Annotated in this window: 20 protein-coding genes; 5 read left to right on the top strand and 15 right to left on the bottom strand. The window is 58.9% G+C overall.

Annotated elements, in window-relative coordinates; translation table 11 throughout:
• Window positions 1–98: 98 nt before the first annotated feature.
• Both ada and AC6IY8_RS18695 read right to left on the bottom strand, forming a co-directional pair.
• Complete coding sequence (ada, locus tag AC6IY8_RS18700) at window positions 99–1,181, bottom strand: bifunctional DNA-binding transcriptional regulator/O6-methylguanine-DNA methyltransferase Ada (RefSeq protein WP_497776317.1); 1,083 nt, start codon at window positions 1,179–1,181, stop codon at window positions 99–101.
• A 150-nt stretch (window positions 1,182–1,331) separates the two neighbouring features.
• Window positions 1,332–3,278 (bottom strand): M61 family metallopeptidase, encoded by a 1,947-nt coding sequence (locus AC6IY8_RS18695; RefSeq protein ID WP_497776315.1) that lies wholly within the window; start codon window positions 3,276–3,278, stop codon window positions 1,332–1,334.
• A 152-nt stretch (window positions 3,279–3,430) separates the two neighbouring features.
• On the opposite strand from AC6IY8_RS18695, the gene tmk reads away from it, so the two are divergent.
• From tmk to AC6IY8_RS18680, 3 genes are all read left to right on the top strand, one after another.
• Window positions 3,431–4,120, top strand: coding sequence for a dTMP kinase (gene tmk, locus AC6IY8_RS18690; RefSeq protein WP_497776314.1), 690 nt, complete (start codon window positions 3,431–3,433; stop codon window positions 4,118–4,120).
• The gene (locus AC6IY8_RS18685) at window positions 4,120–5,214 is read left to right on the top strand and encodes a DNA polymerase III subunit (protein WP_497776312.1); all 1,095 of its coding nucleotides are present in this window, start codon (window positions 4,120–4,122) and stop codon (window positions 5,212–5,214) included. The genes tmk and AC6IY8_RS18685 overlap by 1 nt, the downstream gene beginning before the upstream one ends.
• Window positions 5,215–5,459: 245 nt before the next feature.
• Complete coding sequence (locus AC6IY8_RS18680; protein WP_497776310.1) at window positions 5,460–5,903, top strand: Hfq-like protein; 444 nt, start codon at window positions 5,460–5,462, stop codon at window positions 5,901–5,903.
• 45 nt (window positions 5,904–5,948) lie between these two features.
• Here AC6IY8_RS18680 and AC6IY8_RS18675 read toward each other — a convergent pair whose 3' ends face one another.
• On the bottom strand, window positions 5,949–6,968 hold the full coding sequence (locus AC6IY8_RS18675) for an L-threonylcarbamoyladenylate synthase (protein WP_497776308.1): 1,020 nt from the start codon (window positions 6,966–6,968) through the stop codon (window positions 5,949–5,951).
• A gap of 7 nt (window positions 6,969–6,975) precedes the next feature.
• Window positions 6,976–7,530, bottom strand: a complete 555-nt coding sequence (dcd, locus tag AC6IY8_RS18670) for a dCTP deaminase (protein ID WP_497776307.1) — start codon at window positions 7,528–7,530, stop codon at window positions 6,976–6,978.
• Between the two features lie 247 nt (window positions 7,531–7,777).
• On the opposite strand from dcd, the gene AC6IY8_RS18665 reads away from it, so the two are divergent.
• Both AC6IY8_RS18665 and AC6IY8_RS18660 read left to right on the top strand, forming a co-directional pair.
• Window positions 7,778–8,047, top strand: a complete 270-nt coding sequence (locus AC6IY8_RS18665; RefSeq protein ID WP_497776306.1) for an HU family DNA-binding protein — start codon at window positions 7,778–7,780, stop codon at window positions 8,045–8,047.
• A 20-nt stretch (window positions 8,048–8,067) separates the two neighbouring features.
• Window positions 8,068–9,087: a site-2 protease family protein gene (locus AC6IY8_RS18660; protein WP_497776305.1), complete on the top strand. Its 1,020-nt coding sequence runs from the start codon at window positions 8,068–8,070 to the stop codon at window positions 9,085–9,087.
• Window positions 9,088–9,265: 178 nt separating this feature from the next.
• Here the strand turns inward: AC6IY8_RS18660 and AC6IY8_RS18655 are convergent, their stop codons facing one another.
• The 11 genes from AC6IY8_RS18655 to rpoN all read right to left on the bottom strand — a co-directional run bounded on the left by AC6IY8_RS18655 (window position 9,266) and on the right by rpoN (window position 22,073).
• On the bottom strand, window positions 9,266–9,736 hold the full coding sequence (locus tag AC6IY8_RS18655) for an ATP-binding protein (protein WP_497776304.1): 471 nt from the start codon (window positions 9,734–9,736) through the stop codon (window positions 9,266–9,268).
• Window positions 9,737–9,842: 106 nt separating this feature from the next.
• Entirely contained in the window at window positions 9,843–12,344 is a 2,502-nt protein-coding gene (gene priA, locus AC6IY8_RS18650; RefSeq protein ID WP_497776302.1) for a primosomal protein N', read from the bottom strand.
• Window positions 12,344–13,243, bottom strand: a complete 900-nt coding sequence (locus AC6IY8_RS18645) for a uracil-DNA glycosylase (protein ID WP_497776301.1) — start codon at window positions 13,241–13,243, stop codon at window positions 12,344–12,346. The genes priA and AC6IY8_RS18645 overlap by 1 nt, the downstream gene beginning before the upstream one ends.
• Before the next feature lie 2 nt (window positions 13,244–13,245).
• Window positions 13,246–14,466 carry a bifunctional phosphopantothenoylcysteine decarboxylase/phosphopantothenate--cysteine ligase CoaBC gene (coaBC, locus tag AC6IY8_RS18640; RefSeq protein ID WP_497776299.1) on the bottom strand — a complete coding sequence of 407 codons (1,221 nt, stop codon included), beginning with the start codon at window positions 14,464–14,466 and terminating at the stop codon, window positions 13,246–13,248.
• A 187-nt stretch (window positions 14,467–14,653) separates the two neighbouring features.
• On the bottom strand, window positions 14,654–14,872 hold the full coding sequence (gene rpoZ / locus AC6IY8_RS18635) for a DNA-directed RNA polymerase subunit omega (protein ID WP_497776297.1): 219 nt from the start codon (window positions 14,870–14,872) through the stop codon (window positions 14,654–14,656).
• A gap of 19 nt (window positions 14,873–14,891) precedes the next feature.
• Window positions 14,892–15,587, bottom strand: coding sequence for a guanylate kinase (gmk, locus tag AC6IY8_RS18630; protein ID WP_497776295.1), 696 nt, complete (start codon window positions 15,585–15,587; stop codon window positions 14,892–14,894).
• Complete coding sequence (locus AC6IY8_RS18625) at window positions 15,584–16,471, bottom strand: YicC/YloC family endoribonuclease (protein WP_497776293.1); 888 nt, start codon at window positions 16,469–16,471, stop codon at window positions 15,584–15,586. Before AC6IY8_RS18625 ends, gmk begins: the two co-directional genes overlap by 4 nt.
• Window positions 16,472–16,474: 3 nt before the next feature.
• Entirely contained in the window at window positions 16,475–18,331 is a 1,857-nt protein-coding gene (locus AC6IY8_RS18620; protein ID WP_497776291.1) for an ABC transporter ATP-binding protein, read from the bottom strand.
• Between the two features lie 184 nt (window positions 18,332–18,515).
• On the bottom strand, window positions 18,516–19,451 hold the full coding sequence (rapZ, locus tag AC6IY8_RS18615) for an RNase adapter RapZ (protein ID WP_497776290.1): 936 nt from the start codon (window positions 19,449–19,451) through the stop codon (window positions 18,516–18,518).
• A 162-nt stretch (window positions 19,452–19,613) separates the two neighbouring features.
• Window positions 19,614–20,216: a ribosome hibernation-promoting factor, HPF/YfiA family gene (gene hpf / locus AC6IY8_RS18610; RefSeq protein WP_497776289.1), complete on the bottom strand. Its 603-nt coding sequence runs from the start codon at window positions 20,214–20,216 to the stop codon at window positions 19,614–19,616.
• A gap of 213 nt (window positions 20,217–20,429) precedes the next feature.
• The gene (gene rpoN, locus AC6IY8_RS18605; protein WP_497776287.1) at window positions 20,430–22,073 is read right to left on the bottom strand and encodes an RNA polymerase factor sigma-54; all 1,644 of its coding nucleotides are present in this window, start codon (window positions 22,071–22,073) and stop codon (window positions 20,430–20,432) included.
• Between the last annotated feature and the right edge of the window lie 109 nt (window positions 22,074–22,182).

The following is a 22,182-nucleotide window of genomic DNA, read 5'->3' as shown; positions in this document are numbered from 1 at the left end:
AGACCTCCTGTGTCGAACGCGAAAACAGAAGCGTCCAGTGTCTCTCATAGGATGCAGGAAAGCTAGTGGGGGCGGATGGGATTTGTCCGCCCTGCTTATCAGCGCCGCGGCTTCCCGACCCGGCGCTCTGCATCCAGCAGGGCACGTTTACGGTCAATCCCCCAGCGATAGCCGCCAAGACCTCCGTCACCGCGAATTACCCGGTGGCAAGGGATCACGAGGGCTATGTGGTTGGCGCCGCAGGCGTTGGCAACGGCGCGAGTGGCCTTCGGATGTCCAATGGCCTCAGCAACTTCAGAGTAGGACTGGACGCTTCCGGTGGGAATGCTTTGCAGGTAGCGCCAGACCTTGAGTTGAAATGCGGTTCCGTGCAGAGCAAGCGGCACTTTGGCCAGCGCCCGCTCGCCTTCGAGATATGCAGCGAGCGACTGCATCCAGAGCGTGAACTCCGCCGAGAAGGGCTCAGCCATGGGCGACAGATTGGCGGAAGGGTACTCCTGACGTAGCGACTCCAGCAATTCTTGGCAGGAGTTGCCGAATTCGAGGAAGCACAAGCCGCGATCGGTAGCGCCGATCATGATGAATCCGAGAGGCGTGTCCACGGTGACATAAGAGATCTCGACGTGTTCGCCGCCGCGACGGTATTGGCGCGGAGTCATACCAAGGTTGAGGTCAATGCCGCTGTAGGCACGGCTGCTTGCGCCGAATCCCGCATCGTAGATAGCTTCTGTGACCGATTCACCTGTGCGAAGGTTTCCCTTCAGTGCCTGCATTCGAATTGCTTCCGCATACTGGCGCGGGCTGACGCCCACGATGGATTTGAACGTGCGCTGGAAGTGGAATGGGCTCATGCCGAAACGCTGAGCGAGCGCGGGAAGCTTCAACGCAGCACGGTTCTCGATGTTGCGCCGGATGTAGGCGCACACCTGGCGGAATCGCTCTTGTGCGGCGGCACCCGGCTGGGTGCGAGCCTCGAGCGGCTTGCAGCGTAGGCAGGGTCGGAGTCCTGCGGCTTGGGCCTCGGCGGCGGTTGCGTAGAACTGCACGTTGCTGGGAAGAGGAGTGCGCGACGAGCAGCCCGGGCGACAGAAGACTCCCGTCGTGAGCACGCCATAGACAAACTGGCCATCGAGAGATGAGTCGCGTTCCTTTACGGCCTGCCAGAGTTTTGTTTCGTCCATTGCGATTGTCATGGTCCTACGTTACGCAGACCCAAGCGGTGGTGCCATCCGTTTCTTGCTTTGCAATTCGAGTGCGCAATAGATGGATGCGCAAAGGAAACGCCCCGGAGGTGAGTCCGGGGCGCTTCAGTTCAGGTTGTGTTCTGCTTGCTACTCCGCTGCGGGCGGGACAGGCGTCGGAAGAGTGGTGACCTTGGGCCTGATGATGTTGCCCAACAGGTCGGGCTGGGCGTTGTCGCGCACAAGGTGCGGAAAGCGCGGGCCGTCAAAGTACGGAATCGAGAAGGTGCGGTAGTACTCAGTATTCTCGACCAGCAGTTGAATCGGCTGCTTCGATTTCTGAGCCTCGCGCATCCCGGCCAGCAGAATTTCCTGCGTGTAATTGCGCCCGTTAACGGCGACGATCTTCATACCCGGGCCGATGCCAGCCTTGGCGGAAACACCGTCTTCGATGGCGTCAACCACGGTACCTTCCTTGGTAAGAGCGAGGCCGAGCGATGCGGTGAGATCGGTTCCGCGGTTCTGCTGCTCACGCATCTTGAGAATGGTGTTGGGCTGGTCGGTGTACACCAGCATCCAGCCGCAGTTGGCGATGCCACCAAGCGGAGCGCGCTCGGCAACCTTGATGATTCGGTCAGTCAGGAAGCCTCGCCAATCGTAGGGCTGCACCTGGTTAAGAGTGTTCACGACATCGTCGAAGGTGTAGGTCTTGACCTCGGGAGGCGTGTTCTGGCCGCCATGGAAAAGGTGTGCGAAGTCGTCCATCGACTTCTGGTTGTTGCTCTTCTGGCGGATGATGGTGTCAGCCTCCAGCCAGATAAGCGCGCCTTCGTCGTAGTAATCAACGCTGCGGCGATAGTTGCCGAAAGCCTCGGACGCTCCATAGAGAATTTGCGCCGCAGTGGCAGTGTCTTCGAGCGGACGCCAGTTGCGTCCCGGGCGATGTGCGTAGGTCATCGCAATCAAAGCCATCTGCTCGCGCCACTGCTCGGGCGTTTGCAGACCGCTGCGTCCGGTGAGCACGTAGCCGAAGTATTCGGTTAGGCCCTCATATACCCAGAGCATGCTGCCGATCATCGGCTGCTCGTAGTCGGGTGTGGCGAGCCCGGCGGGACGACGATACTTGCCGTTCCACGAGTGAGTGTATTCGTGCGGAAGGAGCGAGGCGTTCAGAGTCCACTGAGCGGGATCGGTCAGATAGCCTTCGCCGACGCGGCTGTCGTTGGATTCGTGATGCTCCAGGCCGAAATGCGCGACGTGGTCGCTGAGCGTGAGCAGGAAGTGGTAGTCGCGATAGTGGCGAGCGCCGTAGAGAGCTCCAGCTTCGGCGACAAGATTGTCAAAAGCCTTCGACTGCTGCGAGGACATCTCCAGCGCCGCCGCTGAATCGGCTGCAATGTCCATCTCGTGCGCCGGGGTCTTGCCCGTCTGTAGAGGAACTTTCTTGAGGAACTGCCCCATGATCACAGGCGAATCAATCAGCGTCGTCAGCGAGGCCGGAGCGAACTCGACGGTGCCGGCGGCAGCCGAAGACTGAGGCAGTGCGGTTCCAAATTGCCAATTCGAAGGCAGCTTGATCGAAGCCTTCACGCCGACTTCGTCGGAGCCACGCCCCTTGGGGTAGAGCACAAACCAGTTCCAGGAAACAACGGCCAACTTTTCGGTGGCCGAAGAACCTGCGCTGAATCCTCCGGGGGTCTCGACGGGGCTGAGGAAGTCGGTGGTGGCCTCGATGAAGGTCACACCTGCCGGAACCTCAACGTGGTATGCATACATGTCCACAGGATCGCGATGCCAGCGAAGCGTCTGGCCATTGGCACGGAAAAAGATTCCGGCAGTGTCCACGACCGGGCCCGTAGGACCATGCTCGCCGGGGATCCACTTCGGATAGAGCAGGACGAAATCGCCGGGTGTGGCGGGAATCGTCATACGCGCATGGAAGATTTTGCGCGGAGCCTCGGTGGCATCGACCGAGATCGTTTCCTGCACGGCAAAGCCCGAGGTCTTGATCGTACTGCTCTGGGCGGGGCCACTCTGGGCAAATACGGAACCTAGTCCCAGAACCACCAATAGCGATGCACCAAAAAGCTTTCGCACTTGCAACTCCTGATCGGGATTGTTGGGACGGCCAAAGTGTCGCCCCTGAAGCGTGAACGCGGCTGGCCGATTTGCACGAGCACGAACCGCTCTGCGCAATGAGTTTTCGAGTGTAACAGATGGAAGGCGAATGAAATGGATGAGAGCAGCTCGTGCTTTGTTATCATTCCCCTGTGCAGCGAGCAGGAAAAAGCGGGCGGTTCATCACCTTCGAGGGGCTGGACGGGTGCGGCAAGAGTACGCATCTGGAAAGGCTCGCCGAGGTACTGCGTGGCGAAGGCCTTGAGGTCATAACGACCCGGGAACCCGGCGGCACCGAGATCGGCGAACGTATTCGCAGCATATTGGTGGACTCGCGGACCCATGGGCTCGCTCCGCTGGCCGAGTTGGCGCTGATGTTTGCCTCCCGGGCTCAGCAGATTTCGGAAATGATCCTGCCCGCAATGAATCGCGGTGCATGGGTACTGTGCGACCGCTTTACCGATTCGTCAGAAGCCTATCAGGGAGCAGGACGGCAGCTTGGAGCAGATGCCGTGCTGACCTTGCATCGCGTGATATGCCTTGGATTGCAACCCGACCTCACGCTGCTGCTCGATAATGATGTGGGCGCGAGCCTTGCACGGGCGCGCCGGCGCAACCAGGCCTCCGAAGGCAACGGGGACGAAAACCGGTTCGAGATGGAGAACCGGGCGTTCTACGAGCGCGTGCACCAGCAATTCCTGACCATAGCGCGACGTGAACCGGGACGCGTGGTGTTGATCGACGCGCGGCGTCCGCTGGAAGCAGTGCACAAGCAGGTGGTGGCCGCTGTCCGCGAGCGGTTGATGGCGAAGCAGGTGTAATGGGATTCGAACAGTTTCACGGAAATGCCGCTACGGTGAACAGGCTGCGCGAAATGATCGCGCGCGATCACCTGCCACATGCAATCATCGTGACCGGACCGCGAGGCTCGGGAAAGTTCACACTGGCGCAGATGGTGGCCAAGGCCGTGAACTGCGTGAACAAGCCGACAGCACAGGACGGATTGCCGGATTTCTGTGGCAAGTGCCACAACTGCGAACGCATCGCTCAGGCCGACGCCTTGGACGAGCGCTTCAACGAAGCGGTGCAGGCACGCGAAGGCCTTCGCGAGACAGACAAGCGCGAAACTCGCATTTTCATACAAACATACCCAGAGGTACTCATCATTCCGCCCGATCCGCCGCAGATGCTGGTGAAAGTGGATCAGGTGCGTCACGTGATCGGCGAAATGTATTATCGCCCCTCCGAGGGCCAGCAGAAGTTCTACATCTTCTCTGAATCCAACTTCATGAAGGAAGCGGCGAACGCTCTGCTGAAGGTCCTCGAGGAGCCGCCGGAGTTCGCCACGCTGTTTCTGCTGGCCGAGAATTCCAATTCCCTGCTTCCCACCATTCGCTCACGCTGTATCACCCTGAGGCTAGCTCCGCTCAGCGCGGAGGAGATTGCCGCCGATCTCTCCACGCGCACGGAATGGACTGCCGCGCAGAAGAAGCTGGTGGCCAGATTGTGCGGTGGTGCGGTCGGCAGGGCACGTAGCTTTGACCTGAACGGATACCTTGCGGCGCGAAAAGACGCGCTCCTGCTGCTGACTACCGCGATGGGCGACGAAGACCACTCGGCACTGTTCCGAGCGACAGAAAGCTACCGCGCTGGAGGCGAGGGCAAGGAGAAGACCGACCTGCTGATCGCCGTGCTCTACTCAATTCTCGAAGATTTGCTCTTCCTCAAGTCAAACTCGGCGGAACTGATGCACAACCAGGACCTACAGGGCGAACTCGCCCGCATCGCAGGGCAGGTGAGGTTTGAGTGGATCGTGCGTGCCAGTGAAGGACTGGGAGATGTCCAGAACGGAATGCGCCGCAACCTGCTGCGCTCGCTCTCGCTCGACGGTTATTCCAGCTCGCTTGAAATCTAATCCTCATCGCTACATTTCTGTACCGTCCGGCATCCAAAGAACACCTGAGCTCGTACGAACGACTGGAGAACAGTTATTGTTTTTGGCCCTGTGCGTGTGGTAGGGTGTGGAAACGAATCACTGCAATTCCCTTCCAGGAAATCAGCTCTCGCAGCTTGAGATGTGCGGGCAGGACTACGTCCGGGGAATCAACGGGTGCTTCGCGCAACGTGTTTTGTTGCTCCCGCTTTGGGGAGAGGATTTCAATGAGAAACGGACCTGACTCGACCGCTGTGGTTCGGGCGCCAGAGGACGCAGACAACTTCGGGAATCGTAAGCTGATTCGCCCATCGCTTAGCCGCGAACACACGCGCGGAATCGAAGCCGCCGCGGAGCGTCGCGAACGGCCCGCGCGCCCGCAGGGGGGCGAGCGTATCGCTGACCGTGCTGCGGACAGAACTCAGGGTGCCCCGGCCAAAAAGGCAGCGCCCGTGGAACAGACGCACGCCGAAAATTTCTACTATCAGAAGCAAATGCAGAGCCGGACTCCGATGGTGGTGGTCACGCGCGAGGGCGAGGAACTGCACGGCATCATCGAGTGGTACGACAAGAGCTGCATCAAGCTCAACCGCTCCGGCGGGCAGTCAAATCTTTTGATCTATAAAAGCAGCATCCGGTACTTATATAAAGAAGGCGAGATCTCGAAATAAGCAGTTCTATTCCGAACGAGGGGAGCCCGCCAAGCGCGGGCTTTCTTATTTGGCGGCCTTGCGAAGACGATCTCGAATGGCGAGGCCGATCCCCGTGGCAAGCGGTAACGGACACACAATCACATCCACACCGCGTTGGTCTAGCGCGCGCAACTGCCCATAGAGGTCGCGTGCCATGGATTCAGGCTCATCCCAATTTCCCCAGGGAAGAATCTCCGCGGCACGTCCGGGCGCATTCCACCCCGACGGAAGCAGCACTCCCACTCGCGCGCTGGCCGACTCGCGCGAAACGGTGTCCGCCAGTTCGGTCTGGCTCTCTACGAGAATGACCCGCGCCCGCGGCGCGTAGTGGCGAATGCCAAGTCCCGGTGATTCGAGCGATTCCGGCGGAACCTCATCTGAAATCTTGCGCTCGGCCACCGTGACATCCCCCAGCACGCGGCGAATCTGCTCCGGGGTAATGCCGCCCGGGCGATAGATGATCGGAGGCTCCGCCGCAGGGTCGAGCACGGTGGATTCGAGACCGATATCGCTGGAACCGGCATCGAGAATGGCATCGATGCGCCCATCAAGGTCCGCCAGTACGTGCTCGGCGGTGGTGGGACTCGTGTGTCCAAAGCGATTGGCGCTCGGAGCCGCAATCGGCACTCCCGCGGCGGCGATGAGCGCACGTGCAACCGGGTGGGCAGGCATTCGAATGCCGACCTTTTCGCGCCCGGCGGTGCAAACGGCAGGAATCACCGCAGCGCGGCGCAGCAGCATCGTAAGCGGACCGGGCCAGTAAGCTTCAGCTAGCCGCTCAACCGCGTCTGGGAACTCGACAACCAATCCGCGCGCCTGTGTGATGTCGGAAACATGAACGATGACGGGGTCCCAATGGGGGCGCTGCTTGGCCTCGAAGATCTTCTCGACGGCACGACTGTCGAGAGCATTCGCGCCCAAGCCATAGACCGTTTCGGTTGGGAAGGCGACAAGGCCGCCGGAGCGAATGATCTCGGCGGCCTTGAGCAAAGCTGGGTCGGTGGCGAGCACCGGGGAGTTGAGGCGAAGTCGCAGTGTTTCCATCGCGCCCTTACAACTTGGGCAGCACGATGCCCGATTGCTTCTGGTATTTGCCCGCCTTGTCCTTGTAGCTAGTCTCGCAGGGCTCATCACCCTGGAAGAACAGAATCTGGCAAAGGCCCTCGTTGGCGTACACTTTCGCGGGCAGCGGCGTCGTGTTGCTGATCTCGAGAGTGACGAAACCTTCCCACTCGGGCTCAAACGGCGTGACGTTGACGATGATGCCGCAACGGGCATAGGTGGATTTGCCAACGCAGATGGTCAGCACATCGCGCGGAATCTTGAAGTACTCGACCGAACGCGCCAAGGCGAAGGAGTTCGGCGGAACCATAATGCTTTCGGCGTGAATGGTGACGAACGAACGCTCGTCGAAATTTTTAGGATCGACCACGGCGGAGTTCACATTGGTGAAGATCTTGAACTCATCGGCCACGCGAAGATCGTAGCCATAGGAAGAAAGCCCGTAGCTGATGACGCCATCGCGTACCTGCTTCTCGCAGAAAGGGCTGATCATCTCGTGGTTTAGCGCCATCTCGCGGATCCAACGATCGCTCTTGATTGCCATCTGGTCTCAGCATCCTCATTCCCCCGCGCAACCGGACGAACCGGCAGTATGAACATAATGAGTGCGGCGGGGCAGCATTATCTCTGTAGGGCCATCTTAGCATTCAGCTTTCATGGAGGCGAGGAAGTCGTGGTAATATCGCGCCACTGGGCTTGCGCGAAGCCTGAGCGACGTTGACAAGGCCAGCCGCTTTTTCTAGCATCAGTGGTAAGCCCTTGATTTTAAATCCATAGCCGGGAGCCGTGGCTTGATCAAACTGGACATCATCAACGAAGTGGTGAACCGCACGGGAGTCACAAAGACGAAAGCCGAGCGCGCGGTTGAAACCGTTTTCGGCAGTATGAAGAAAGCTCTGGCCGAGGGCGACCGCATCGAGTTGCGCGGCTTCGGCGTGTTTAACGTGCGCCCGCGCAAGACCGGCATCGGCCGCAACCCGCGCACCGGCGCCGAAGTGAATATCCCTCCGGGGAAGGCCGTGCGTTTCAAGCCCGGCAAGGAACTCCAGTCGATCGATTAAGTTCGAGCGTCAACTCCTAGATGTCTGAACCCAGCTTTGATTCTCTGCCCGGGAACTCCGTCCCTGCGGAGGCGCCCGACGCTTCCGCTGTGCTTCCTCGCGAACGCACGCACAAGGTGAGATTCTGGCTGCCGCTGCTGCTTCTGGTGCTCACCTTCGGCACCACGGTGCTGGTAGGCTCGCGCCTGCAATACAACTTCAATCACAACCTCGACGCCTTTGAAACCAGCGACGACGAAGTGGTGCCGCTGTTCCCGGTGCAGTGGATCTGGCGAAGTCCGCGGCAACTGCTGCTGGGTGTTCCCTTCTCGCTGGCCATCATGGGAATCCTGCTCTCGCACGAGTTGGGACATTACTTCTACTGTCGTCACTATCGCGTCCGGGCCTCGCTGCCGTATTTCATACCCGCGCCAACCTTGATCGGAACGATGGGAGCGTTTATCCGAATCGGCGGCTACATCGAGTCGCGTGCCGCGCTTTTTGACATCGGAGTCGCCGGCCCGATCGCTGGTTTTGCAGTGGCTGTGCCGACAATGCTCATTGGCCTTGCCCTCTCTCACCCGCTCACCGGCAATCCCGATCCGGACCTGCAATTCGGGTATCCGCTCGTATTCCAAATCGGCCACGCACTGCTGCATCACGGCGGAGGCGCTCTGTCGCATTACTACCTGCATCCTGTCGCGCTGGCGGCCTGGGCCGGCATGCTGGCCACCGCGCTGAACCTGCTTCCGGGCGGGCAGCTGGATGGCGGACACCTGGTTTATGCGGTTTCGCCGCGAGTGCACAAATTCCTCTCATGGGGCATCGTCATCGCACTCGTGGTGATGGCCTGGTTCTTCTGGGTGGGATGGATGATCTGGGCGGTGCTGATGGCCTTGAGCGGACTGCAACAGCCGAGCGTTCCAAGATGGCCGACTATCGGACGAGGCCGCAAAAAGCTTGCGCTATTCGCACTGGCGATGCTGCTGCTAACGTTCACACCCGCTCCGGTGGCGAACAAGTCGTTTCCGCAGGTGGCAAGGGAGTTCAAAGCACGGTAATCGGCTGTCGCAGTGCTGCCACGCATTGAGAGCCGAGCCGTTAAAGCGCGCAACACCGCCAAATACAACGGACTCCTCTGCTTGATCAGTGAGCTACAAACGGCTCTCCGTCCAAGTCACTAATTTTCACGTGCTGCTTTCAGAGTAGCGGCGGCAGGATGACAAAACAATCGCGCCTTCACTTGATGCGGCTGCGCATATGGATCTCAGCGCCTCGGCGCCTGAAATGCACTTCGTCCATCAAGTGGTTGATGAGATAAATCCCGCGGCCGTGGTTTTCGTAAAGATGCTCACCTTCGGTGGGATCGGGAAGGCGTTTAGGGTCGAATCCCGGGCCGGGATCGCGAACGATAATGACCACGCTGTGATCGTTTTCAAACACGACAGAGCACTGCACATAGAGACTTGGATTGTCGCAGCAGCCGTGCTTGATCGCGTTTGCAAGCGCCTCGCGTAACGCCGTTTCGATCGCCATCTCTTTCGACTTCGCGTGACGGCGTACCGCGGTCATCACAGATTCTACGAGCGGAGAAATCGCAGACGCCCGCGCCGGTATGGTTAGCTCCAGCTTGAGTGAGAATCCCCCGGGATCTGGCGCCTGAGTTGACGCAGTCGACGCCTCCGGAGTGATGTGCGGGCGGGATGGCAAATTGGGCTCCCTATTATTACCAGTATTCTCTCAAGTCGGTCGTGCTTAGCTTCTAAGTAAAAACCCGATTTCGCTTAAAAAGTTTGCCCAAATGCCATCGCTGGCCCTACGACAGCGACATTGCATCAACGTCCACTATGATGCTTGTTCGCGCTATTTTGTGGTGTTGTGCCGCAACAAGCATTGCCCGTAAAACCGAATTAAGGCGCTCACGACTGCCACCCTTGAGCACGAAGTGAAAGCGATAGTCCTTCTTCAACCGCATGATGGGAGCCGGAGCAGGTCCCATGACGCGCACCCCTTCATGTCGGGCACCCTGGAACCAATTCCCAAGCACGCCAGCATAGCGCAATGCCTCTTCCTGCTTATCGCTGCGTACGACGATATTTGCCAGTGAATCGAAAGGAGGATAGTGCATCCAACCCCGGAACCGCAACTCCTTCTCGGCAAATCCCTGGTAGTCATGGTGGGCAGCGAACTGCACGGCATAGTGATCGGGAAAGTGCGTCTGCAAAACGACCTTGCCCGGCATCTCGCCGCGTCCGGCGCGTCCGGCAACCTGGGTCAACAACTGGAACGTGCGCTCGGCCGCCCGGAAATCCGGTAAGGCAAGTGCGGAATCCGCTCCAACGACGCCGACCAGCGTGACGCCGTGAACATCGTGTCCCTTGGCGATCATCTGGGTGCCGACAAGCAGGTCGATGTCGCCAGCCTGAAACTCGCTCAGCATGCGTTCAAAATCATCGTGCCCGCGCACTGTGTCGCGATCCATCCTTCCGATACGCGCCGTCGGAAATGCCTTGTGCAGCATGTCTTCCAGCTTCTCCGACCCGGTACCCAGGAACTGCACATAGTCGCTGCCGCATTTGGGACACGTCTTCGGAACCGGAGCCTGATATCCGCAGTAGTGGCAGAGCAGCCGATGCTGCTTCTTGTGATACGTCATCGCCACAGCGCAATCGCGGCATTGCAGAGTGTCTCCGCAAGCGCGACACATGACCCAGGCAGAGTAGCCACGCCGATTGAGAAGAATCATCGCCTGCTCGCCGCGTTCGAGACGCGCCGTCGTCTCCTCGATCAGCTTGCGCGAGAGCACAGTCTCATGCCCGGTTTCCTGGAACTCCTGCCGCATGTCGATCAACTCAACTTCAGGCAATGGTCGCTGCTGCACGCGATCCGGGAGTTCGATTAGCGCGTACTTCCCTTTCGACGCGTTCTGAAAGCTCTCCAGCGACGGCGTGGCCGAGCCGAGAACGACCGTGGCGCCGAGTGACTTGGCGCGCATCACGGCAACGTCGCGGCCGTGATAGCGAGGTGTTTCTTCCTGCTTGTAACTGTTGTCATGCTCCTCATCGACAATGATGAGCGCAAGTTCCTGCACAGGCGCGAAGATGGCCGAACGAGTGCCGACCGCAATGCGCGCCTCGCCACGACGAATGCGATGCCATTGCTCGGCGCGTTCGGCATCGCTGAGTGAAGAATGCAGGATGGCAATCTCTTCGCCAAAGATACTGTAGAGATCGGCGGCAACTCCGGGGGTGAGCCCGATTTCGGGAACAAGCAGGATAGAACCGCGTCCGGCAGCCAGCACCGACTGCATGGCCGCAAGATACACAGCGGTTTTTCCCGAGCCCGTAACGCCATGCAATAACGCAACCTGAAACCGGCGCTCATCCACGCTCTTTCGAATCTCGGCCAGCGCTTCCTTCTGACGTGAAGTGAAGCGCTCCTCCAGCGTTGTACGCGGCTTCATCTGCGGAACGGCCTGCTCAGCCTTCTCTTCCACGATCTCGAGGACGTCATGCTTGATGAGCGTCTTCAGCGAGCTTGGCGACGTTCCAGCCTCGCGCAGTTCTTCCATGCGCAGTCGTCCACCAGCTTCGCGCAGCATGTCAACGATGAGTTGCTGGGCGGCGTTGAGCTTCTTGCTTGCCGCGCTTTGATCCGTGCGCAAAACAGCGAACTTCACGATTCTTCGCGCGTCGCGCACACCGGAGAGGTCTTCGCGCACAATCCATTTCTTCTGCAGCAAGGTGCGTAAAACTTCACGCGTCGCGCCCGCGGCGGAGCGCAATCGCTCTTCGCGCACCAGTTCACCTTCAGACAAGGCGTCGAGCACGGCATATTCGGCCATCTGGTGCTCGACATCTTTCTGCGAGCGGCGAGAGGAACCGGCGTTGGCGGATTCAAAAAGCGCCTCGGCTCCAAGCTCGGTAATGCGATAGCCATGAGCCTGGCGGAACTCCGCTTGCAACGGCAGCATGGTGCGATACACTTCGCCGATAGGTGCCAGATAGTACTGCGAGATCCAACGCCCCAGCGCGAGCAGCGTTTCGTCGAGCACCGGCGCGGTGTCGAGCACCTGGAGGATGCGCTTGATGTTGCGCGTCTCGGGACGCTCGCCGTGAACACGCGTCACGATGCCTGAAAGGCGCTTTTCCGAACCGCGGCCGAAGGGCACTACAACGCGTCCGCCGACAATTGGTTCAAGTGCGCCCGCATCGTAGGTGAACACTGCATCGAGCGGCACCGGAAGCGCCACATCGCAATAGACGGTCTGGGTTTCAGGAAGCAGCGACGTCTGCGCGGCTTCCGATGGCGCGGACATCAGCCCTCTTGCGGACGTTCAGCCGCGCGCTGCGGCAGCGGCATGCGCAGGTACTTCATCACCATCTGGAGGTCAGCCCACGTTTCTTTCTTCTGGCGCGGATCGCGCAGCAGGTAGGCGGGATGGTACGTAACGGCAAGCTTTGTCAAAAACTCCGAATCGCGCTCGGGAGCCGACGCCGCCTCGCGCAGAACTGGATGCGTGGCAGGAGTGAAGTCGTAGATGTGTCCGCGCAGGCTCGCCATCGAGTCGTTGACACCAAGCAGGAAGCGGGCAGCCGTCGCGCCAAGTGCCACGATAATCTCCGGCCTCACGACCGAGATCTGGCGCAGGAGGAAGACTCCGCAAGCTTCGCACTCGTCGCGCTCAGGCGTGCGGTTTTGAGGCGGGCGGCACTTCACGACGTTCGCAATGTGCACGTCTTCGCGGCGAATTCCCATGGCTTGGATCATGTTGTTGAGCAACTGTCCGGCGCGGCCCACGAAAGGCTCACCTTGCGCGTCTTCATCCGCGCCCGGGCCTTCACCGACAAACATCATGCGAGCTTGCGGGTCGCCTACGCCGAAAACGATGTTGGTGCGGGCAGAGCAGAGTTTGCATCGCTGGCAGTCGCCGATTTCTTCGCGAATGACGCGGAGCGCGGCGGGCTTGTCGGCGAGAATCGCTGCAAGCTGCGATGCAGACGTTTCGGCGACGGGTGTTGGAGTCACCTCGACCGCAATCGCAGCCGTCTCTGGCTCCATCGAAATCTCAGCCAGCCCTTCGCGCTCAAGCGCGCGCCCGAACGTCATTCCCTCGGGAACTTCGCGCTTGTAGAGGTCATAGATGCCGAGATCGCGGTAGTAGCGCACAGCGGCCGCAACAGCCTTTCTGCTCTGCTCGTCCAAAACTTTTGCCATGCTTATGCGGTCACCTTCGGAGTCTGCTGGCGGGCGCGCAGCTTTACTACAACATCGAGAATGCGATCGGCCATCTCGCGCTTCGACATTTCGGGCACGGGCGTGGAGTCTTCTGCCGTAATGATTTCGCCAGCGTTGCGGTCGGAGGCAAAGCCGATACCAGCTTGCGAAACATCGTTCACGACGATGGCATCGAGATGCTTGCGCGCGAGCTTCTGTCGCGCATTGGCCACCACGTTCTGTGTTTCGGCGGCAAAGCCAACGAGCAGTTGCCCGGGCGCGCGGCGCGAGCCGAGTTCGGCAAGAATGTCAGCCGTGGGCTCGAGCGCAAGACTCATCGCGGCTTCGCGCTTGATCTTCTGCGCGGCGACCGTGGCCGGAGCAAAATCCGAAACAGCCGCGGTCATGATCACAAGACTGGCGTGGCCGAAGCGGGCGAGTAAAGCCTCGCGCATCTGCGCGCTGGTTTCGACATTCACAAGCTCCTCAACCGCCGGAGGCGTGAGAGCCGTAGGTCCGCTGACCAGCGTTACGCGCGCGCCACGACGCAGGGCGGCTTCTGCAATGGCATAACCCATCTTGCCGCTCGAGCGATTTCCCAGAAAACGCACCGGATCAATCGGCTCATAGGTCGGACCGGCCGAGATAAGAAGGTGCTCACCCTTGAGATCCTGCGACTGTTCCAGCCGGGCGACAACTGCCTCGACAATATCGGCTGTATCGGCCAGTCTGCCTTCTCCGGTCATACCGCAGGCGAGATACCCCTCGCCAGGTTCGACCACGGTTACCGCACGCGAGCGCAAGATCGCGAGATTGGCCTGAGTCGCTGGATGCCGCCACATATTCACATTCATTGCCGGAGCGACGATCACGGGAGCCGTCGTGGCCAGATACAGCGTCGAGAGGAAATCTTCCGACAATCCATGGGCGAAGCGGGCAAGCGTAGCGGCTGTGGCAGGAGCCACAACCAGCGCGTCGATCGCCTGCGCGACGCCAATGTGCTCAACCGACGAGTCGAGGGTCGAATTCGAGTCACGCTGGGAGAACATCTCGGTAATAACTTTTTCGCCCGTAAGCGCAGCAAAAGTCAGTGGGCGCACGAACTCCTGCGCCGACGCGGTCATGACCACCTGCACGCGGATATCGCGGTCCTGAAGGCGGCGCGCGATTTCAGCGGCCTTGTATGCGGCTATGCCGCCCGAAACTCCCAGTGCGATCTTCATCGTAGAAAGCCGAAACGCACACAAGCCAGCTGCCGAATCGCGCATCACGAAAAGCGCTCGGTGCTGGTGTGGCACATCTTTGATGCCGCAGGACGCGCCAAAGATTTTGGCGCGAGCTGCCCGGCCCGGAACCCACCTTTGCCGTCGCAGAGAGCGGGTCCCGTAAACCTCAGTTCTAAAGCGATTGTTACGCTACGCCCGACTCAAGATCCGCGTCGGACACAACCCGCAACGGAGTGGTTTCCCACTTCACCTTGTCGGCCTCGATTTCAAGGGCGGCAATGCGGCAAGGCTTGGTGACGTTCGTCTCAACCATCGGATGTGCACCGGACTGAAGTTGGCGAGCGCGGCGCGCGGTGACCAGAATGTAACGATAATTACTGTCGAACCCGTGATGAAGTTCCACTGTATTTCCCCCTGAGTTGTTACACCGTTGTTTTCCGAAAGCTCTCCAATATGGGGCCGAGGTGCGGCTTCACATTTTCCAGTTTTCGGGCCTTCGCCAGCTCTGCGAGCTTTTGCTCGTCCGCCCGCGAAGGTTCACGCCCGGTCTCGCGAAGACGCTCGGTCAAAATGATCGCTTTTAGCGCATCACTCGAGTCTTCGAGCCGGTCGTTGACCAGAATGTAGTCGTATTTGTCGTATTTTTCAATCTCCCGGGTGGCAGTTTCCAGCCTGCGGCAGATCACAGCCTCGTCCGTCATGCGTTCGGCCGAGCTGCGACGGCGCAGGCGCGCCTCCAATTCCTGCTTGGTGGGCGGGAGGATGAATATGCTGATTGCACCCGGCAAACGGGCCTGAAGCTGCGACGCGCCCTGCACATCGATATCGAGCAGCAGGTCATGACCGCGCAGGATGGCATCGTCCAGGAACTTCTTTGCCGTACCGTAGTAGTTGCCGAAAACATCTGCGTATTCGAGAAATTCGTCGTTCTTGATCATGCGCTCGAATACTTCGCGGCTGGTGTAATAGTACTCGCGGCCGTTTTCCTCACTGCCGCGCGGCAGTCGCGTCGTATAGGACACGGAGAATTCCAGGCGATCGACACTTTTCTTGATCTCATTGACCAGCGTCGATTTGCCGCTGCCGGAGGGGGCGGAAATGATGAAGACAAGACTCATTCGACGTTCTGCACCTGTTCACGGGATTTTTCGATATCGCTTTTCAGCGCCAGGCCAAGCTCGGTGATTCGCATCGCATCTCCAGCCAGACCCGTCGTCTTGGAGAGCATGGTATTGGCTTCGCGATTCATCTCCTGCACCAGGAAATCGAGCTTCTTGCCGACATCAGCGCCTTCCTCAAGCAGCGCACGAAAATGCTTGATGTGAGTCTGCAGGCGAACAATCTCCTCTTGCACATCGCTGCGCTCGGCCAGCATCGCAGCTTCCTGCAGAATGCGGTCGGGATCGGCCTTATCCGCAACCAGCTCGGCCATGCGCGCGCGAATGCGTTCGAGATGTGCCTGAAGAACAGTGCCGCGCAGCTTCTCGACCTCGCTTGTGTTGCGCTCGAGCTGATTCATCCGCGTCTCAAGTTCGGCTCGCGTGTGGTCGCCCTCGAGCTGGCGATTGGCGTTGAGCCCGTCGATCAGGTCGGTAGCGGCGGATAACAGAACCGCTTGCAACTCAGCCGTTTCGGGCATTTCGCTTGACGCCGTTAGAACACCATTCAGGCGGAGGATCGCATTCAGATCAACATCGGCGTGCAGTTCGAGTTCTGACGAGAGCGCGCGAAAGGCCTTCACATAGCTGGTTACGAGTTCGCGATTGATGCTGATTCCCGCGGCTCCTGCGTATTCCAGCGAAAGCGTGACCTCGACGTGGCCGCGATGCATCTTCTCCTTGAACAGCTTGCGCAACTGCTGCTCGAAAAGTTCGGATTTGGCCGGCAGGCGCAAATGAAGATCGAGAAAACGGTGATTTACTGATTTGGCCGTAAAGGTATAGGCAGTCTGATCATGCTGACCTTTGACCTGCGCAAAACCGGTCATCGAGCGAATGGACATAAGCTACTCTCCGACTCCTTCCACGGGAGCGCTCTGCTTCGGCGCGTCCATATCCACAAATTGCAAATCGTACAGGCGGCGGTAGGTGCCCAGCCGCGACAGCAGATCGTCGTGCGTACCCTCGTCGGCAATCTGACCATTTTCAAGAACAATGATGCGGTCGGCCCGGCGCACGGTCGAGAGCCGGTGCGCGATGACGAACACAGTACGTCCAGCCATCAAATTCTGCAAGGCCGCCTGCACCAGCGACTCGCTTTCAGAATCGAGCGCCGAGGTAGCTTCGTCGAGAATCAGCACAGGTGCATTTTTCAGCAATGCCCGGGCGATACTCAGACGCTGACGTTCGCCTCCAGAGAGGCGGAATCCGCGCTCGCCGATCACCGTGTTGTAACCCTCGGGCATGCGCTGGATGAAATCATGCGCCAGCGCAGCGCGAGCGGCAGCCTCGACGTCATCCTGCGAAACATGCGGCTGACCGTAGGCGATGTTGTTGCGCACCGTGTCGTTGAACAGCATGGTTTCCTGAGCCACGATGCCAATCTGCTTGCGCAGGGAGGCCAGCGAAAGATCGCGCACATCAATGCCATCCACCAGAATGCGTCCGCCGGTCACGTCGAAGAAGCGCGGAATCAGGTGCACCAGCGTGGACTTACCTGCGCCGCTGCCGCCTACGATGGCCAGCATTTCGCCAGCCCTCACATCAAGGTTGATGCCCTTCAGCACCTCGCGCGCGTCTTCGCCATCGCTGTAACAGAAGCGCACGTCTTCAAACTTGATGGAATCGTGGAAGCCCGTCAGCTTGCGCGGCAGGGCTTTTTCGCGCACTTCGTCCTTTGCATCCATGAAGCGGAAGACCGACTCAGAGGCACCGAGTGCCTGCTGGAAATTGTTGTAGAAACCCGCAAACTTGCGCACCGGCTGATACAGACTCATGGTCGCCACAATGAAAGTCATGAAAAGGCCGATGGTCATCTTGCCGTGATTGATGCTATTGCGTCCCAGGTTGAGCAGAAGCGCAATTGCCACGGCGCCGAGCAGGTCCATCAGAGGCGAGCTCAGGGCCATCGCGACAACTGATCGCATATTGGCCGAGAAGAGCCGCTTTGCAGCGGCCTTGAAGCGCATCGTTTCCCAAATCTCGGTGCTGAAGGCCTTGACGATGCGATTGCCCGTTAGGGTCTCGTGCAGGATGTTCTGTATCTCGGCCAGCTTATCCTGGCCCCGACGGGTGGTGCTGCGTACCTGGCGTCCGATCTTGCGCGAGCTGAAGACAATCAGCGGCACAAAGGCGAGAAGTATCCACGCCAGCTTGCCTCCGGCGGAGATTACCAGTCCCGCGGTGAACAGCAGGATGAAGAACTGCTGAAGAAATTCGGCAAGCACGCTCGACATGGCAAATTGAACCTTGTCAATGTCGTTGATGATGGCCGAAACCAGCATGCCGGTCGGGTGCTTCTGGAAAAATGCAGCCGAGCGGCGCAGGACACTGCTGTAGATCTCGTTGCGCAGATCGGTAACAAGACCGAATCCCGCATAGTTCACCAGGTAGGTGCCGATATAGTCGCAGATTCCCTTGAGGAACACGGACGAGACGAGTGCAAACGCCACCACGGTCCAGGGATTGCGGAAATGACTGGGAACGAGTTGTTCGAGGTAGATCGTGTGATGGCTGATTGGAATCGTCAGCAGGGCCATCGAGCGGCCCGGAGTTTCCGGCGTCAGCACACGGTCAAAAATAGGGCGGAACAGAGCCAGACGGAACGCTTCCAGAAGTCCGACCAGCGAAAACAGCACAACACTGGCAATGAGCTGAGGCCAGTAGGGCCGGACGTACCACATCAGGCGGATCAGTCGGCGCATGAACTACTCATAGGATGGCGGCCCATCCGAAATGGAAAATTGGGGTGCAAACATTGATTCTACTGGAAGAAGCTGCGGGAAAACAGAGCTCCAGCAGAATTGCTGGTCAGCGATTCTGCTGCAAGCTTGGCAGAAAGAAAGCGGTGACGAGCCCCGGAAATGCCCTAATCCATAACGCGAGAGTTTATCGCGGGCTGTCGCGGTGCTCCACTTTCACACGGAAGTCGGCCTTGGCCAGCCGCTTCTTGATCTCCTCGGCCATGAACACCGAGCGGTGCTGCCCGCCGGTACAGCCGAAACCGATCGTCAGGTAGCTCTTTCCCTCAGCGATGTAGTGCGGTAGCAGGAACAGCAGCAGGTCCATCACCTTATCGATGAATTCCTGCGTCTGCGGAAACGAGCGAATGTATTTCGCGACCTGCGGGTGCCTTCCCGTGTAGGGCCGAAACTCAGGAATGAAATGCGGATTCGGCAGAAAACGCACGTCGAAAACCAGATCCGTGCTCTCGGGCACTCCATTCTTGAACCCGAAACTGAGGGTGGAAATCAGCATTGGCTGGCGCTCTTCACCCTTTTGGAAGAGTTCAACCAGATGCGTGCGCAGCTCGTGAACATTGAATTTCGAGGTGTCAATTTCAAGATCGGCGATATTGCGAATCTGCTCCAGGCGATTGCGTTCGCTTGATATGGAACTTGTAACCGATGCAGCCGAGCCAAGAGGATGAGGACGGCGAGTTTCGCTGAACCGGCGGACGAGAACTTTGTCGCTGGTGTCGAGGTAGATCAGCGTAACGTCGAGCTTCTTCTTGACGTCCGCAATGATTGCCGGAAGCTGCTCCAGTCGGCTCCCCTCGCGAATATCGACCACGATGGCAGCATTCTTGTTATCGCGCGAGTCGGTAATGAGCTGGGCAAAGCTGGGGATCAACTCCGCGGGCAGGTTGTCCACGCAGTAGTAACCCATATCCTCAAAAACCTTAAGCGCAGTGATCTTACCCGAGCCGCTGAGCCCGGTGATCATCACCAGCTTGCCTTTGCCTGCCGGTGCATCGCGCTCCAGTTCTGGAAGCGCTGGATTGGGAGTTGCCTTGGAACGAGCTTTGCGAGCCGATCGTGCCATAAACGTAACTGTAGCAGTAGACTGTGATCTGGAGAAAGGTTACCGGGGTTTACAGCGCTATCCGAGAATCTTTTAGGCCAAAGAAACACGAAGAGCGTGCGCCGGAGATCCTTCCCCGACCGCACGCTCTTGAAACCTGTAGTGCGACTGATTCAGCTCGCGTTACGGCACTTCGATCAGTTCCAGCTTGCCGTCCTTGCGACGATGCAGAACGTGTATCAGACCCTTTTTGTCGCGGAAGACGAATACACCACGATCCCGGAACTCGCACTCTTTTACAGCCTCCTCAATAGTCATGGGCTGCAGCGCCACTGAGTCTTCACTCTTTACCAGGTGTGCTTCGCTCACCTTGGGCTTTGCCGGGAACTTATGCACGACGACAGGCACGGCTGTGACGGCCCCAGCTCCGACTCCGACGGCGGCTACGGGCATCTCTGGCTCAAGAGCTTCGCGCTTCCAGGTCGGCTTCTCCGCGCGCTTGCCGTCGCGTTTGCGGGTATTGAGTTTCAAAGCCTGCTTTTCAATATGCTCGAGCGCCTCGTCGATAGCAGCCATGACGTCGGTGGCTTCGCCGTGGCCGACCAGTGTCTTGGTGCGGCGGGTCAATGTGATTTCGGCGATGCGGCGCTGCTTTTCGGCCGTCAGTATGACCTTGCTACTACAGTTGTTGCCCACAATCTTTACAAGCTTCGCCAGGCCAGTCTCTACTTCCTCGCGAATCTTGGGAGTGATGTCGAATTGCCTACCTGTGTATTCCACGTTCATTCGAATTCCCCTCCTTGAACCGTCCAGCATGCTGCGTGCTGGGGTGTGCACGTTTTCAGGGCCAACACCAAAATATCGGCAGAATTGAACCGGCCCTGAAGCGAAACCAGGTGGAGAAGGACACCTCCGCCCAGCGCCCGCGAAAAAACTCGTGGGCGTTTGGTTATATCAGATGTGGGGAAGCGCTTCCAGTCTGTGGATTCTGGAAAGTATTTACTTCTTTACCCGCCGCTGGTGGGTCGAGGGAATTTTCATGTCCTCGCGATACTTGGCTACCGTGCGGCGCGTCACCTGAATACCCTGCGATTGCAGGATGCGGGTGAGCTGTTCGTCCGTCAGCGGGCGCGAGGGATCCTCTTCCTCGATCAGCTTTTTGACTCTGCGCTTCAGGATCAGCAGCGAAGTCGCTCCGCCCTCGGGGCCGTTCACGCTTTCGCTGAAGAAATAGCGCAGCTCAAATACGCCCTGCGGCGTGTGCGCGTACTTGTTTGCCACGGCGCGGCTCACCGTCGACGGATGAACGCCAATCTCTTCCGCTACTTCCTTGATCATCATCGGCTTCAGGTAATCGATGCCGAAATCTAGGAATTCCTGCTGGCGTCCGATGATCGCATAGCAGACCTTCAGGATCGTCTGCTTGCGCTGCTCGATGTTCTTGATGAGCTGGATGGCGGACTTGTAGCGCTCCTTGACGTAGTTGCGAACGTCCTTTTCGTTGCCTTCGCGGGTGAGCAGCTTCTTGTACGTCGGATTTAGACGAAGCTGCGGCAGATCGTCGTCATTCATCACCACCAGGTACTCATCGCCCTGTTTGATGATCGCGACATCGGGCTCGATCAGGCGCGTTTCTGGAACGTTGTACCGCAGGCCGGGCTTGGGATCGAGCGTGCGGATGAGGGTCACGCAGCGCTCGACACGCTCCATGCTCTTGCCCATCGCGCGGGCGATCTCACGGATCTGCTTGTTCTGCAAACTGTGCAGATGCTTATCCACGATCACCATCGCGTCTTCGAGCAGTTCCGGCATGTCGGGCTCGCCGCCGCGTTCATCGTGGACGCGCAACAGGTCCTTCAGCTGAGCCATCAGGCACTCGCGCAGTTCCCGTGCAGCCACTCCCACCGGATCCATCTGGCGCACAAGGTCGAGCGCTTCATGCAATGCATCGCGACCAAAGAGTGCCTTTGACGGAACTTCCGGTTTCTGCAACAGCTTGGGGCGCACAGCCGCATCGTCAGTGACGGCACCTTCACCTGCAACGGTGTCCGATGCGCTCAATTCCTGCTCCAGCGCAGCACCGCCCTCAAGCGCGCTCAACGATCCGGCACCGAGCTCCAGCAATTCCTCGTCGGTCGCGAGTAAGTAGCCGTCTTCGTTCAGGTTGCCGATGATCAGTTCGGCTGCGGCAAGCACATCATCCTTCACGTGCACGGCGCCAAGCTGCCACATTAAGTGGTCGGTTAGGGTCGTTGCTTTGGAAAGGAAATTCTCGAATGAAGGCTTTTCAATCGACTCCAGCTCGGAGTTGCTGCGATAACCGGGGTCCAGGTACTCATTGAAAAACGAGCCAAAATCGACCTCTTCGAAGGGATCGCGCTCCTCGGGCGTAGTCTTGGGTTCCTCTGCAACGGCGGCGGAGCTGTCACGCTCGCGCTGCTCCTCGCGGGCCGCGATCTCATCGATGGTCGGCACGGTGTCGATGTACTCATCGAGCACCGGATTTTCGACCATCTCCTCGTTAATCATGTCCTTAAGCTCGAGCTTGTTGAGCGCGAGGACAGAAACCATCTGCACCAATCCCGGCGTCAGGATTTGGCGTTGAGTGACCTTGAGGTTCAGCTTTGTCTGCAGAGATACCATGAGCTAGTAATGAACGGGATATTTCCCAACGTGATTCTAAACTAAGAAACTCTGTTTCACACCGGGGTTCGGCAATCAAAATGCTTAGATGTGACGTTTCGCCCTGCAG

The organism is Koromonas soli (assembly GCF_059726265.1).
Note: the sequence above shows the minus strand (reverse complement) of the source record. Positions and strands in the feature narration are given on the sequence as shown.